At 69.0% G+C, this 14449-nt stretch carries 16 protein-coding genes and 1 pseudogene; 6 read left to right on the forward strand and 11 right to left on the reverse strand.

Annotation, left to right across the window (positions count from 1 at the left end; genetic code table 11):
* Positions 1-79: 79 nt before the first annotated feature.
* The 5 genes from AC507J_RS09095 to AC507J_RS09115 all read left to right on the forward strand — a co-directional run bounded on the left by AC507J_RS09095 (position 80) and on the right by AC507J_RS09115 (position 4826).
* Entirely contained in the window at positions 80-1006 is a 927-nt protein-coding gene (locus AC507J_RS09095; protein ID WP_496288634.1) for an SDR family oxidoreductase, read from the forward strand.
* A gap of 20 nt (positions 1007-1026) precedes the next feature.
* A complete protein-coding gene (locus tag AC507J_RS09100; RefSeq protein WP_496288635.1) occupies positions 1027-1923 on the forward strand; it encodes an amidohydrolase family protein in 897 nt (298 codons plus the stop codon).
* Positions 1924-1942: 19 nt separating this feature from the next.
* A complete protein-coding gene (locus tag AC507J_RS09105) occupies positions 1943-2395 on the forward strand; it encodes a MaoC family dehydratase (RefSeq protein WP_496288636.1) in 453 nt (150 codons plus the stop codon).
* Positions 2396-2457: 62 nt separating this feature from the next.
* Positions 2458-3987, forward strand: coding sequence for an o-succinylbenzoate--CoA ligase (gene menE, locus AC507J_RS09110; RefSeq protein ID WP_496288637.1), 1530 nt, complete (start codon positions 2458-2460; stop codon positions 3985-3987).
* A gap of 179 nt (positions 3988-4166) precedes the next feature.
* Positions 4167-4826: a lytic polysaccharide monooxygenase auxiliary activity family 9 protein gene (locus AC507J_RS09115; protein ID WP_496288638.1), complete on the forward strand. Its 660-nt coding sequence runs from the start codon at positions 4167-4169 to the stop codon at positions 4824-4826.
* Between the two features lie 75 nt (positions 4827-4901).
* Here the strand turns inward: AC507J_RS09115 and AC507J_RS09120 are convergent, their stop codons facing one another.
* The 7 genes from AC507J_RS09120 to AC507J_RS09150 all read right to left on the reverse strand — a co-directional run bounded on the left by AC507J_RS09120 (position 4902) and on the right by AC507J_RS09150 (position 10650).
* On the reverse strand, positions 4902-5783 hold the full coding sequence (locus tag AC507J_RS09120; RefSeq protein ID WP_496288639.1) for a PaaX family transcriptional regulator: 882 nt from the start codon (positions 5781-5783) through the stop codon (positions 4902-4904).
* A 38-nt stretch (positions 5784-5821) separates the two neighbouring features.
* Complete coding sequence (locus tag AC507J_RS09125; RefSeq protein ID WP_496288640.1) at positions 5822-6634, reverse strand: ABC transporter ATP-binding protein; 813 nt, start codon at positions 6632-6634, stop codon at positions 5822-5824.
* On the reverse strand, positions 6627-7451 hold the full coding sequence (locus tag AC507J_RS09130; protein ID WP_496288641.1) for an ABC transporter permease: 825 nt from the start codon (positions 7449-7451) through the stop codon (positions 6627-6629). The genes AC507J_RS09125 and AC507J_RS09130 overlap by 8 nt, the downstream gene beginning before the upstream one ends.
* Positions 7448-8248 (reverse strand): ABC transporter permease, encoded by an 801-nt coding sequence (locus AC507J_RS09135; RefSeq protein WP_496288642.1) that lies wholly within the window; start codon positions 8246-8248, stop codon positions 7448-7450. The genes AC507J_RS09130 and AC507J_RS09135 overlap by 4 nt, the downstream gene beginning before the upstream one ends.
* A 72-nt stretch (positions 8249-8320) precedes the next feature.
* Positions 8321-9280 (reverse strand): ABC transporter substrate-binding protein, encoded by a 960-nt coding sequence (locus AC507J_RS09140; RefSeq protein WP_496288643.1) that lies wholly within the window; start codon positions 9278-9280, stop codon positions 8321-8323.
* Between the two features lie 256 nt (positions 9281-9536).
* Positions 9537-9947: a DUF2071 domain-containing protein gene (locus AC507J_RS09145; RefSeq protein WP_496288772.1), complete on the reverse strand. Its 411-nt coding sequence runs from the start codon at positions 9945-9947 to the stop codon at positions 9537-9539.
* 145 nt (positions 9948-10092) lie between these two features.
* Positions 10093-10650: a dihydrofolate reductase family protein gene (locus tag AC507J_RS09150; RefSeq protein ID WP_496288644.1), complete on the reverse strand. Its 558-nt coding sequence runs from the start codon at positions 10648-10650 to the stop codon at positions 10093-10095.
* A gap of 226 nt (positions 10651-10876) precedes the next feature.
* On the opposite strand from AC507J_RS09150, the gene AC507J_RS09155 reads away from it, so the two are divergent.
* A complete protein-coding gene (locus tag AC507J_RS09155) occupies positions 10877-11590 on the forward strand; it encodes an SDR family oxidoreductase (protein ID WP_496288645.1) in 714 nt (237 codons plus the stop codon).
* A 98-nt stretch (positions 11591-11688) separates the two neighbouring features.
* On the opposite strand, the gene AC507J_RS09160 is transcribed toward AC507J_RS09155, so the two are convergent.
* From AC507J_RS09160 to AC507J_RS09175, 4 genes and pseudogenes are all read right to left on the reverse strand, one after another.
* Positions 11689-12078 (reverse strand): nucleotidyltransferase domain-containing protein, encoded by a 390-nt coding sequence (locus AC507J_RS09160; protein ID WP_496288646.1) that lies wholly within the window; start codon positions 12076-12078, stop codon positions 11689-11691.
* Between the two features lie 122 nt (positions 12079-12200).
* Entirely contained in the window at positions 12201-12905 is a 705-nt protein-coding gene (locus tag AC507J_RS09165) for a uridine kinase (RefSeq protein ID WP_496288773.1), read from the reverse strand.
* A gap of 131 nt (positions 12906-13036) precedes the next feature.
* A pseudogene (locus AC507J_RS09170) lies at positions 13037-13168 on the reverse strand (prevent-host-death family protein); the annotation flags it as partial.
* A 60-nt stretch (positions 13169-13228) separates the two neighbouring features.
* Positions 13229-14257, reverse strand: coding sequence for a LacI family DNA-binding transcriptional regulator (locus AC507J_RS09175; RefSeq protein WP_496288647.1), 1029 nt, complete (start codon positions 14255-14257; stop codon positions 13229-13231).
* Between the last annotated feature and the right edge of the window lie 192 nt (positions 14258-14449).

Here is a 14449-nt window from a genome sequence, read left to right on the forward strand (position 1 = left end):
CGATGGTATCAAGCTTCACAAATAATTGACAATTTCAACGATTCGTGCTCAGATCTGGGTCAGACGCAAAGGAGCTTCCATGTCCCTGGACGGCAAAGTCGCGATCGTCACCGGGTCCGGGCGAGGTCTCGGCCTCGCGTACGCGCAGGAACTCGCCCGGCGAGGCGCGTCCGTCGTGGTGAACGACGTCGATGCGCAGACCGCAGCCGACGCGGTCGCCGCGATCCAGGCGCTCGGCGGGCAGGCCGTCGCAGTGGTCGCCCCGGTCGGCCCGACCGAGACGGCGGAGCAACTGGTCGGCACGGCGGTCGAGAGCTTCGGACGGCTCGACATCCTGGTCACCAACGCGGGCGTGCTGCGCGACACCGTGCTCTGGAAGATGACCGACGACGACTTCGACACCGTGATCAACGTGCACCTGCGCGGCACCTTCACCACGGTGCGTGCGGCGGTGCAGCACATGCGGGCGGCCGGCGAGGGCGGGCGGATCATCTGCATCGGCTCCCCCACCGGCCAGCGTGGCACCTTCGGCCAGACCAACTACGCGGCGGCCAAGGCGGGCATCGTCGGCATGGTGCGTACCTGGGCGCTCGAACTCAAGCGCGCCGGCATCACCGCCAACACCGTCGTACCGGTGGCCGCGACCGCCATGACCGCCACGGTCCCCTACTTCGCCGCCGCCGTACGGGCCGACGCGAACGGCGAGCCGATGCCGGCGTTCTTCCGGCACGATCTCGGCTTCGGCACGGCCGACGACGTGTCCGGTCTCATCGCCTTCCTCGGCTCCGACGCGGCCGCAACGGTGACCGGGCAGGTGATCGGGGTCGGCGGCGACCGCATTCAGATCTGGACCCACCCGGAGGCGGCACTGACCGCTTACCACGAGGACGGCTGGAGCTACGACGCGCTGGTCGAGGCATGGCCGGTACAGTTCGCCGGCGCGCTGCAGAGCGTCGGCGAGCGCTTCCCGGAGCTGCCCGAGGAGTTCAAGGCCGAGGCCTCCTGAGCCACGGAGGTTCCCGAGTCATGTACCAGCCCGCCATCGACCTCGACGCCATCACGGCGATCGACATGCATGTGCACATCGAGGTCGACGACCACGGCCACAACTCGCTGCCCGACCCCCTGGTGGCGGCGGTGTCGAAGTACTTCCGGACAGACGGGCCGCGCCCGGCGATCAACGCGGTCGCGCAGTACTACCGGGAACGCCGGATGGCGGCGGTGGTCTTCACCGTGGACGCCCGCACGCAGCTGGCACACCCACCGCTGTCAAGCGTCGACCTCGCCCGCGCCGCCGCCGAGCACGCCGACGTCCTGATCCCCTTCGGGTCGGTCGACCCGCGCACCGGCCCGGCGGCGCTCGACCTCGCCGCCCGGCTGATCGAGGAAGAAGGGGTACGCGGCTTCAAGTTCCATCCCACCGTGCAGGGATTCGACCCGAGCCACGAGGAGTACGCACCGCTCTGGCGCCTGCTGGAGTCCGCGGGCGTACCGGCGCTGTTCCACACCGGACAGACCGGCATCGGCGCCGGGATGCCGGGCGGCTACGGCTTCCGGCTGGGGCTGTCGAACCCGATGCTGCTCGATCCCATCGCGGCGGAGTTCCCGCAGCTACAGATCATCATGGCGCATCCCTCCGTACCGTGGCAGGACGAGGCGCTGTCGGTGGCGACGCACAAGCTGAACACCTGGATCGACCTCTCCGGCTGGAGTCCGAAGTACTTCCCGGCCGCACTGGTGCGCTACGCCAACACGATGTTGAAGCGGCGGGTGCTCTTCGGCACGGACTTCCCGCTGCTCACCCCGGACCGCTGGCTACGCGACGTGGAGACAATCGATCTCAAGCCCGAGGTGCTCCCCGGCATCCTGAAGGACAACGCCGCCCGGCTGCTGCGCCTGGCGGACCCGGCCACATCCGTTTGACGACCACGGGAGGAAGCCCATGACGACGACCATCGCGTACGACCAGCTTCCCGACCTCGCCGGCACCGACCTCGGTCAGACCGAGTACCGGACGGTCACCCAGGAGCAGGTGAACACCTTCGCCGACGCGACCGACGATCACCAGTGGATCCACGTCGACCCGGAGCGGGCGAAGAACGGCCCGTTCGGCGCACCGATCGCCCACGGCTTTCTCACCCTCTCGCTCGCCGTGCCGTTCTGGACGGAGCTGCTTGAGGTCAAGGGCGTGACGACGAAGGTCAACTACGGCCTCGACAAGGTGCGCTTCCCGGCGCCCGTCACGGTCGGGTCACGGGTACGCATGCGGGCCGTCGTCGCCGAGGTCGCCGAGATCCGGGGCGGCTACCAGATCACCGTCGACCAGACCATCGAAATCGAGGGCGGCGCCAAGCCCGCCGTCGTGGCACGCGGCGTCTACCGCTTCTACGCCTGAGGACGCTCGCCTGAGGGCCCTCGCCGTCTCGCACCACCGCCTCCGTCCCCCGGGAGATGATGATGCACCAGCAGGGAATCGGTGCCTGGCTGGCGAAACGCCGGCTCAAGTCACCCGACAAGGTCGCCCTCGTGCACGACGAGTCGACTGTGACGTACGGGCAGTTGGCCGACGGTGCGGACCGCCTCTCGGCGCTGCTGCGCCAGCATGGCGTCGGCAAGGGCGACGCCGTCGCCTATCTGGGCGAGAACAGCCCCGAGTTCCTGCGGGTGATGTTCGGTGCCGCGCAGCTGGGTGCCGTCTTCGTACCGGTCAACACCCGGCTCGCGCCGCCCGAGATCGCGCACGTCCTTACCGACTGCGCCGCCCGCGTGCTGATCCACGATGACGAGTTCGCCGAGCGGGTGGCCGGCGCCGTGGATCAGGCCGGGACCGCACACGTCATCGTCACCGGCGACGGCACCGCCGACCGGCCCGGGCTGGCCCGGTTGGCGGGTACGACCACCGCCGAGCCGGTCGACACGGCGGTCACCCTCGACGACCCCGCGGCCATCGTCTACACCTCGGGCACTACCGGCAAGGCCAAGGGCGCGGTGCTGACCCACGGGAACCTCACCTGGGTCGCGCTCAACTGCATCGTCGACTACGACGTCGTCTCGACCGACGTCGCGCTCATGATCTCGCCGCTGTTCCACGTCGCCTCCCTCGGCATGGGTGCGCTGCCGGTGCTCCTCAAGGGCGCCACAATCGTGCTGGAGAAGGGGTTCGAGCCGGGGCGGGCGCTGGCGCAGATCGAGCGGCACGGGGTCACCATGCTCAGCGGCGTACCGACCACCTACCAGCTGATGGCCGACCATCCGGCCTGGGCCAGCACCGATCTCTCCACACTGGTCAAGCTGACCTGCGGCGGCTCGGCGGTGCCGGTACGCGTGCTCAACGCGTACGAGGAGCGGGGGTTGTCGTTCTCGCAGGGTTACGGCATGACGGAGGCCTCCCCGGGGGCGACCGCGCTGCCACCCGCGATGACCCGCGCCAAGCAGGGCAGCGTGGGTCTGCCGCACTTCTTCACCGACGTGCGGATCGCCGACTCCGCCGGTGAGCCGGTTCCGGCGGGCACCATCGGCGAGATCGAGATCGCCGGGCCGAACGTCTTTCCGGGCTACCACGGGTTACCGGCGGAGACGGCTGCGGCGTTCACCGAGGACGGCTGGTTCCGTTCGGGAGACCTCGGCTACCTCGACGACGACGGTTACCTCTACATCGCCGGCCGACTGAAGGACATGATCATCTCGGGTGGGGAGAACATCTACCCGCCGGAGATCGAGCGCCTGCTCAACGAGGTGGACGGGGTGACCGGGGCGGCGGTCATCGGCGTTCCGGACGCGCGTTGGGGAGAGGTGCCCTGGGCGGTGCTGACCGTACGGGAGGGCGTCACCGTCGACACCGAGAGCGTACGGGAGTTCCTCGACGGCAGGATCGCCCGCTACAAGCTGCCGAAGCACGTCGTCGTGGTGGACGAGCTACCGCGCACCGCGTCGGGCAAGGTGCGGAAGGCGGATCTCCGCGCCCACTTCACGACGATTGATCAGTAACCGAAACTTTCGGTCAATCCGCCGTAAAAACGCGCCTGACCTGCACTCGGGCAATCCACCCAACCTCGACATCGTGGATTACGAATCGACAGCAGTTGATGCCTTCTATTTACCGGTGTAATACTCCTGGAAGCGCTCCCACCCACCACCGATCCTGAGCGCTGAACGGAGGACACACCGTGCGTACACCGAAGCTCCGACAGTCCGGCCGTCGACCCGTCCGGGCGCTCGTGCTGCTCTTCAGCCTGATGGTCGGGATGGTGACCTGGACCGGCACCGCCCAGGCCCACGGCACCATCGTCAACCCGGCGTCCCGCGCCTACCAGTGCTGGCAGAGCTGGGGCAGCCAACACATGAACCCGGCCATGCAGCAGCAGGACCCGATGTGCTGGCAGGCCTTCCAGGCCAACCCGGACACCATGTGGAACTGGATGAGCGCGCTCCGGGACGGCCTGGGCGGCCAGTTCCAGGCCCGCACCCCGGACGGCCAGCTGTGCAGCAACGGCCTCTCCCGGAACAACAGCCTGAACCAGCCGGGCGCATGGCGGAAGACCAACGTCAGCCGCAACTTCACCGTCCAGCTGTACGACCAGGCCAGCCACGGTGCCGACTACTTCCGGGTCTACGTAAGCAAGCAGGGGTTCAACCCGGCCACCCAGAGCCTCGGCTGGGGGAACCTCGACTTCATCATGCAGACCGGACGGTACGCCCCGGCACAGAACATCTCGTTCAACGTCTCGACCTCCGGCTACACCGGACACCACATCGTCTTCGTCATCTGGCAGGCATCCCACCTGGACCAGGCCTACATGTGGTGCAGTGACGTGAACTTCACCTGATCCACCCGACCGACAGCACGGCACCACTCCGGCCCAGGGCACCAACGCCCTGGGCCGGAGCCCTGTCCGCTCCGGTCAACCAGCACCGGTGTCCGCCGTGGCCGGCCCGCCACGGGAGACGCCCGGGCGGCTCAGGAAACGCGTTCCGGCCGAGCCGCGCGCGACCAGCGCGGTGAACTCGGTAGCGGACTCCTCGGCCAGGCGCTCGTGCATCCGCCGGTAGACCTCTGCCGACCGGGTGGCGGGCCACTGCGCGTCCATGAACTCGCCCGGCAGCCGAGGATCGGCGCGCAGCAGCGCGAGCCAGTCCGCCACCAGCATCGTCCGCACGGTCAACGCGCTCGGCGCCAGCGACGCCGCGGCCGGATCGTCCCAGATCTCGATGAAGGCGAGATGTTCGCGCCGGATCGCCTCGATGTCCCAGGCGGCGCGGACGCTCTCCGCGATCGGGAACCCGGACAGCTCGCGTGCGTGGAAGGCGACGACCGCGTTGGCGGGGAGGTCCTGCCGCAACGGTCCCAGCGATCCGGCAAGGTCGACCTCGCCCGGGGCCAGCCACAGCCCGTCCCGGATCGGCGCGAAGCCCTCCCAGGTGAGGGTCGACCGCAGCCGGTGCCGGAGCATCCGCTGGTTCTCGGGGATCGAGAAGGTGACAAGCGTCCACCCCGTGCCCTGCGGTTCGAAGGGCCGGGGTCCGCGTACCCGGTGCGTCGCCTCGCGCAGCACCGCCATGCCGTGCTCGGTCAACGAGAAGAGGATCTCCCGCCCGCTCCGGCTGCGGGCGAGGACGCCGCTCTGCACCAGGCGGTCAAGGGTGGCCCGGGTGGCCGGGGCGGCGACGCCGGCTCCCTCGAGCACGCCGATCAGCGCGCTCGCCCGGATCGGCCCGGCGGCGGCATCGACCACGTGCTCACCGAAGAACGCGAGCAACAGTTGCTTCGGCTGGCGGCTGCGCACAAGTCCCCCCTCTTGGCGATTATCCTCGTCGACGAGGATCACGGCGCCGATCGGGCGGCGACGGTCCCCCCACGCTTGGCCCGCTGGATCTGGTCGTAGACGTGGGTCCGCAGTTCCGTGAAACGGGGCAGCGCCCGGGTGGTGATCTGGTCTCGCTCCGGCGGAAGGTCGATCGCGAGATCCTCCTGCACCCAGGTCGGCGACGCCGACAATACTAGGACGCGTTCCCCCAAATACACCGATTCGTCGATGTCGTGCGTGACGAAGACGATTGACATGTTTCGGGTCACATGCAGCTCGCGTACCAGATCCTCCAGGTCCGCGCGGGTCTGCGCGTCGACGGCCGCGAACGGCTCGTCCATGATCATAACTTCGGGCTGGTACGCGATGGCCCGGGCGATCGCCACCCGCTGCTGCATCCCACCGGAGAGCTGCCACGGGTGGCTGCCCGCCGCGTGCGCCAGGCCCACCGCCTCCAGGGCGTCGGTGACGAGTTTCTCCCGCTCGGTACGGGAGAGCTTCTTGTGGCGCAGCGGCAACTCGACGTTGCCCCGCACGGTCAACCACGGGTAGAGGCTGCGCCCGTACTCCTGGAAGACCACCGCCATGGCCGGGCTCGGACCGGTCACCGGCGCGCCGTCCATCTCGACCACACCGCTGGTCGGCCGGAGCAGGCCGGCGAGGCACTTCAGCAGCGTGGTCTTGCCACAGCCCGAGGGTCCGACGATGCAGACGAGTTCGCCCGCGCGCATGGTGAAGGTGATGTCGCCGATCGCCTCGACGTCGCCGTTTGTGGATTCGTAGACCTTCCGCAGGTGTTCCACCCGCAGCAGGGTGCTCCGGTCAGGCACGGGAAACCTCCCTGATTCCGTGGTACCAGCGCAGCACGCGCCGCTCGACGAGGCCGAATGCCACGGCGAGAAAGACACCGACGAGGCCGAGCAGGAGAATGCCGCTCCACATCTCGGCGACGAGGTAGTTCCGTTGGAAGTACGCGATCCGGTAACCGAGCCCGGAGGAGGAGGCGAACATCTCGGAGATCACCATCAGGATGAGGGCGACCGAGAGCCCCTGCCGGACGCCGGCCATGATGCGCGGGCTGGCCGCCGGGAGCACGAGGTACCGCAGCCGCTCCCACCAGGTCACCTGGAACGAGCGCGCGGTTTCGGTCATCACGCTGTCGGTCGCCCGGACACCCTCGATGGTGTTCAGCAGGATGGGCCAGACCGCGCCCGAGATGATGACCACGACCTTCATCGTGTCGGTGATGCCGAGCAGCAGCATCACCACGGGGATCAGCACCGGCGGCGGGATGGCCCGGAAGAACTCCAGCAGCGGTTCGAGGAGTTCCCGCAGCCAGTGGAACAGCCCGATGACGGTGCCGGCGGCCACGCCGATGACGATCGACGCGAGGATACCGAGGCCGAGACGGTAGAGGCTCGGCAGCACGTCCTCGACGAAGGCGGGGCCGACCCAGGTGTCCACGAAGGCTTCGAAGATGGTGACCGGGTCGGGGAAGAACCGGTTCGTCGACCTCGTCGCCGCCAGCGCCCAGATCACCAGGAGCAGGAACGGCAGCCCGAGCGCGTAGAGCAGACTCGCGGCGATGCGGGCCCCGACGCCGCGACCCCGCCGCGCCGTGGCGATGTCACCGGTACGCGTGGTCACCGGACATCCTCCCCTCGTACGGACTGGTGCCAGGAGAGCGAACGACGCTCGATGAACCGGAAGACGAGGTTCACCAGCAGCCCCAGCAGGCCGGTGACCACGACGAAGGCGTACAGGCCGACGGAGTCACCGGCCGAGCGGGACAGCTCGATCATGCGGCCGAGGCCGGGATTGCCGATCACCATCTCCGCGGTGATGGCCAGGATGAGGGCGACCGCCGCGGCGAGCCGCAGACCCGTCATGAGGTACGGCAACGCGGTCGGCAGCACCAGGTGCGACAGCTGCTCGCGGCGGGTGAGCCCGAAGCTGCGCGCGGTGTCGCGGGCGACCGAGTCGACATCGGCGACGCCGTAGATCATCTGCACGAACACCTGCCAGAACGACGCGTAGATGATGATGACGAGCGCGGCCTGCCGCTGGATGCCGAACATCAGCACCGCGAGGGGAATGAGGGCGACCGACGGGATCGGCCGGAGGAACTCGACAATCGTGTGGGTCGCGCGCCGCAGGACCGGCACCAGACCGACGATCGTGCCGAGGACGACCGCGGCGAACGCCGCCACCGCCAAACCGATCGCCCAGGACGTCATGGTGGCACCCAACCGCCGCCAGAAGGCGAGGTCGCGGGACTCCTCCAAGAGCCGCGCGACGACGTCCGTCACGTACGGCAGGTACTGCGGGTTGATCAGGCCCAGCGTCGGGATCAACTGCCAGATGACGAGGAACCCGGCAAGGCCGACGGTGCCCAGCAGTGCTTTGCGCACCGCGCGCAGGTGACGGGCGGATGACACGCGCATATCACTCCCGTGGTCGGTCGGTGGCGACCTCCTCCCCGCTACCGGGTACCGGGGAGGAGGTGCGCGTGCCGGTTACCGCTGCTGGATGAGGCGATCGAAGTTGGGCTGGTTGTCGAGGACCTTGTACTTCTGGGCGAGCTCGACGAGCGTCTGCATGCTCGCCCGGTCCAGTTCCCAGCTGAAGGCCGGCAGCTTCACCGAGTCCGCGACCGGCTCCGGCAGCTGGAGGTTGTCCTTGATCGCCTGTCGGACCGCCGCCTCGTTTGCGGAGTCCTGTGCCCAGGCGAGCGTCTCCTTCATCGCCGCCGCGAAGTCGTCGACCAGCTTGGCGTCCGACTCCGCCTTCTTCGTGGTGGTGAAGGTGGTGAGGGTGGTCAGGCCCGGCACGACCGCCTGGTACGGCGCGACGATGAAGGTGTCACCGCGGCTGGTCAGCTGCGTGACGAAGGGCTCCGGTACCCAGCCGGCGTCGATGTTGCCCGCCTCGAGCTGGGCCGGCACGTCGGGGAAGGCGACCTCGACGAACTTGATCGTGGACGGGTCGCCGCCGTCCTTCTCCACCGCGGCCATGATGGTCACGTCGCCGGCCGCACCCAGGCTGTTCACCGACACCCGCTTGCCCGCGAGGTCGGCGGGGCGCTTGATGCCGGACTTCGCCGACGCCACGACGGCGTTGATGTCGTCACCCTCCGCGTAGGACGACGCGTAGTTTCCGATCAGCACCACGCCGAGGTCCCGGAGGTCGGCCCGGAACGGACCGAACGGCTGGCCGATGGCGAAGTCGATGTCGCCGTTGATCAGCGCAGGGATGGCCTGCGCGCCGCCCTGGGCGGGCAGCACCTCGACCTGAAGCCCGTGCTTCTCGAAGAGCCCCGCCTTGATGCCGCCCCAGAGGGCTGCGGTCTCGGTGATGGGGAGCGCTGCGACCCGGACCTGGCGCAGGTCGCCGTCACCCTGTTCGGTCGGGGACGCATCGGAGTCAGTACATCCAGTGAGGGCGATCGCGGTGGCCGCGATCAGCCCGAGAGCCATGACCTTCTTCATTGACGAGGCCCTTCCTGGGCAGAGGGGGTCGGTGCGTCAAACCGGCGGATGCCTCGGACCTGCAGGTGTGGTACCGCTGCGTGAGGGGCACGCCGCTGTGTTGTTGGTCATGGTTCGGCACGATGAACTAGATGTCAAGAAATTCTGACGCCCGTCATGGATCGGTTAAATAACGCTTCGCTGCGGGCACCGGCGAACCCTGTCACCAAGCGCGGGCGAGCGACCGCCGTCACCGTCCCAGGGGTCAGCTCAGTGGACCGAAGCCGACCGGCACGCCGGGCGAGTAGAGCACGCTGGCCGGCGGGCCGACCGGCGGCGCGAGACCGGCGGCGGTGACCAGTTCGTCGTCAAGCGACAGCAACTCAGCCCGGTGCAGCGGCCAACGGGGATGCCAGTTCGGCAGGTGCCGCGTACGCCCGAACAGTCGGGTGTGCAGGCCCCACCGGGCGGTGAGGAAGTGTTCCAGCGGGCTCGGGTCGGCGATGGCCTCCCCCACCCGGACCTCCATCCGGCTCGTCGTGCCGGCGGGCAGCAGGGGTGCCACGGCCGCCGGCTGCACCGCCCAGTGCAGGAAGACCAGATCCTCCCAGCGCTGCCGCAGCCACGTTCGCCGGAACGGTTGTACCGGCGCCGCGTCAACCGGCTCGATGTCCACGTACCCGCCCACGTGCCCATCGTGCCCGTCCGGTCGGGCGCAGACCAGAGGCGACAATCGATCCCGCCCGCCCGGCACGGCCTGCGGTGAGCCGGACCGTCGTCCGGGTCCGACCCCGCCGCAGGCCGCGCCACCGGCCCGGCGCTCAGCGCAGCACGTCGTACACCGCCAACTGGACGCCGTTGCCGTACGTCGCGTGCTCGACCAGAGCCAGCTTCTGCTTTTCGGCGTCCTCCGGCGCGAAGAGCCGCTTCCCGCTGCCAAGCAGGAGCGGGAAGATCAGCAGGTGGTACCGGTCGACGAGCCCGGCGGCGGCGAGGTTCTGCGCGAGGGTGGCGCTGCCATGCACCAGGATCGAACCCCCGTCGCCCTGCTTGAGTTCGGCGACCTCGTCGAGCGAACGCAGCACCGTGGTGTTGTGCCACTCCGGGTCGGTCAGAGTGGTGGAGACGACGTACTTCGGCATCGCGTTGTACTCGGCGAACTCCTCCATCTTCGGCCAGACCGGAGCAAACTCGTCATAGCTCACCCGGCCGATCAGCAACGCGCCGGCCTCCTCCTGCTCCCGGCCCTTGATCTCGTACGCCGCCTCGTCCATCGGGACGTCCTTGAACGTCCAGCCGGCGTGCGGGTGGTCGCCACCGCCCGGGGAGTCGATGACACCGTCGAGGGACATGAACTCGGTGACGATCAGCTGACGCATCGTGGTTCTCCTTCATCGGTCGTGCTGTCATCAAAACGTCGAACGGCCACCACCGGATTCGACAACCCGACCACAAAAAAATCAGCCGGCTCCGCCTCCTTCCACGTCAAGCGCGGCCCAAGGATCCCGAGCCCCGCCGGACCGTTACGGCGCGATCCACTCCTGAGCCCGGGCCGGGAGGTGTCCTGTTGACCTCAACCGGGGTGCAGGTGCTTCGCTGTTGGTCATGAATCTCGACGGTCTGAACGTTGCCATCACCGGCGCCGCACGTGACACGGGTCGGCTGCTGGCCGGGGCCTTCGCGCAGCGCGGTGCTCAGGTCTTCCTCTCGGCCCGTGACCTGTCGGCCGCCGAGCGGGTCGCGGCTGAGATCAGCCGGCGGGGGCCGGGCCGGGCCGAGGCGTTCCGTTGCGATCTCGCCGTACCGGATTCGGTACGGGCGTTCGCCGCCGCCCTGGCCGCCCGGACGGATCACCTCGATGTGCTGGTCAACAACGGTGCGCCCTATTCCCACGGCGACGACCTGGCAGACGCCCCGGACGACGAGATCGAAGCGGTGCTGGCGGCGGGCGGGACCGGCACCCTGTTGGTGACCAAACACCTGCTGCCGCTGCTGCGGGCATCGGCGCGGCCCGACATCGTCAACATGATCTCGGCCTGCGGCGAGGTGGGGCACCGCCGATCGGGTGCGCATCCCGCGTTCTACGCGGCCAAACACGCCCACGCCGGTCTGGCCGAGATCCTGTCGTATCGGCTGCGGCCGGCCGGGATCCGGGTGATCTCACTGTTTCCACCGGACTTCGTGCCGGACGGCCCCCGGCGGGCGGACCACGATCTCACCGCCCGGTCGGTTGTCGACTGCGTGCTCTTCGCCGTCGGTCAGCCACGTGACTGTTTCATTCGCGAGTTCCACTTCGAGCAGGTCCGGCCCACCGGGTAAACGGGTGCGGGTCGCAGCTGAGCCGGGCTACAGGGCCGCCAGCCAGGCATGCCCCGGATGCACCTGCCTCAGCAACCGGGTGAGTGTTTCGCGTTGGGCTAGGGCAGCTTGATCGTTTCGGCTCGCCGGCAGATCCACCCGTTGCCGTCGTGCGGCTCACGGAAGACATCGAGCAGGTAGCGCCCCGTCTTCGGGTCGCGCAGCCAGGTCTGCCGAGTGGCGGCCAGCACCTGTGGCGTCGCCGATTCCCAGATCCGATCGGCGCCGACCGCGTCGAACGTGAGATCGGCGAAACGCTCACGGATCTCTGGAAACCGCCCGGCCGGCACCGCGATCTCGATGTCGTGGTGTTCGCGGGTCTGCTCACCACGGCACAGGTCCAGCGCCCAGCCCGCGGCGACGTACCAGGGCACAGAGATCCCGGCCAGGCGGCGTGCGACGTCGCGCGGTTTCCAGCATTGCGCCCAGCGGGCTTCGAGTGCCGGCACGTCGCCGGGCCGTACCTCGATACCGCTGTCGGGCAAGGTACCGGGCCGGCTGACGGGGCTTCCCGGTGGTCGTTCATGGACGGACGACCCCCGGGCTGGTGGCGACGCGCCGGGGTCGTGCTTCACGAGCGTCGGTGCAGCAGCCGCGGCTGGCCGAACGAGGTGTTGTCGATGATCACATCGACCATCGGCAGCGGATCCACCTCGGCCAGGTAGAGCCGTTCGGCGACCAGGTAACGGTCCCGGTGCAGCGCTTCGGCTTCCGCGCCGGCCCAGTCCTGATCCCGATGGGTTCCCCGGTGCACCGACGTCTGCTCGTCGATGTCGAGCCAGATCCGGAAGTCCCAGTAGTCGTTGATCTGCGGGCGAAACGCAAAAACGCCGTCGACGATCAGCACCGCGTCCGCTGCCGCACGGGTGATCACGTCACGATGCTCGCGCTGGGTCAGTGGGTCGATGCTGCACAGCACACACGCACCTGAGCCGTCAGGACCGGCCGGTTCCAGCAACAACCGCGCGACGGCGTCGTAGTCGAAGGCGTTGCGGTAGTAACCCTCACCCGACTCGCGGTCGTACAGATGCCGGTCCCGCCACGGCTGCTTGAAGTCGTCCAGACTCGCCCGCAGCACCGGCCGACCACGCGAGCTGATCTGCTGCGCCAACTCGTGGCCGAAGCTGGTCTTGCCAGCGGCGGTCAACCCGTCGATGCCCACCCGCAGGCGCCCGGCACCGCACGCCAACACGCGCTCGGCGACGTCGGCGACCAACGCTGAACGGTGCACCGAGGCGGGCACCGGCAGCGGCTGCTGCCACGTCGACACCGACATCAGCACCGACCCGTGACCACCGTCCACGCTCTGGAACCTATCCCAGCAGAGCATCACCAGGGCAGTGGGCACCACCTGGCACCCGAGCGGCTCGTGGGTGCCATCGCCCACCCCCTCACCTCCCGGTGGCATCAGGCCGCCCTGCCGCAACGCCGTTCCAGCTCGGCGCGAACCTCGTCCATGGAAAAGGTGTCGCCGGCCGCGAAAACCTCCCGCGACTGGCGCAGATCCTTGAGGGCCTCGTCGTCGGAGAGTAGATCCAGCTATAACAGCCAATCTAGCGACCGGTCAGCATTGTGACCGGCAGGTCGGGCTGAAGGCTGTCAGCCGGCGGGGAGCGTCGACTCGCGCATCACGACGCGGCCGGGGAACTTCTCGGAACCGGGCACGGCACCACCGATGGCGGCGAAGAGCCGTTGACCGGCGACCGCGCCGAGGTGTTTGAGGTTCATGTCGATGCTGGTCAGCCGGGGGCGGGAGTCGGCGGCGATGGCCTCCCAGTTGTCGAAGCCGATCACCGCCATGGTGCGCGGCACGTCGCGGCCGAGTTCGCGGAGCGTGTCGAGCACGCCGCGGGCGATCTGGTCGCTGCCGCAGAAGATGGCGTCGGTCTCGGGATGCCGCTCGACAACCATGTGGGCCGCGGCCCGGCCCCAGGACTCGTCCCAGGAGCCGAAGTACGGCCGCTCGCCGATCATCTTCAGGCCGGCGTCGGCGAGCGCCGCAGCCGCACCCTCGGCCCGGTCCCGGGCCGCCTGGAAGCCGGCCTCACCGGTGATGTGGGCGATGTTGCGCCGGCCGCAGGCCAGCAGGTGCTCGACCGCGAGTCGCCCGCCACCCACGTTGTCGACGGTGATCGAAATGTCGTCGGGGTTCGCGGAGGGATCGTAGACGTACACGACGGGCACCGGGATGTTGCCGGCCAGCGGCGGGCGGGGGTCGGTGCGGGAGCCGACCACGATCAGGCCGTCCACCCGGCGGGAGAGCAGCGCCCGCACGTGGTGCTGTTCCCGGATGGCGTCGCCGCGCGCGTCGCAGAGGAAGACCGACACCTGCCCCGCCCCGAAGGCGTCCTCCACGCCCATCAGGATGGGGATCGAGAAGCGCCCCTCCAGGTCGCTGGTGAGCAGGCCCACCGTCCCGGTCCGGCCGCTGAGCAGCCCGCGGGCCAACGCGTTCGGCGCGAAGGAGAGCAGTTCCGCGGCTTCCAGCACGCGAACCCGGGTGGCCGGCCGGACCTCGCCACGCCCGTTGATCGCCTTGGAGGCGGTGGCGACCGACACCCCGGCGAGCCGGGCGACATCGGTGAGCGTGGGCGGCCGGTTGGCGGGAACCTCGGGCTCGGTGCTCATGCGGTGCTCCCTCTCCAGCGCGACCGGCACGGGTGACGCGCGGCGACAGACCATCTCCGGAGTGAGCTGAGCACTCCTGGCGGAAGTAAATCTATAAAACCTTTTCGGCGGAGTTTCGGCGGGGTTGCGAGCCAGTGGCAGCCGCCGATCCTCGCGCCTGGCCCGAACACTACACCGATTGAGCACCCCTTC

Source organism: Micromonospora sp. PRAS1, assembly GCF_059553435.1.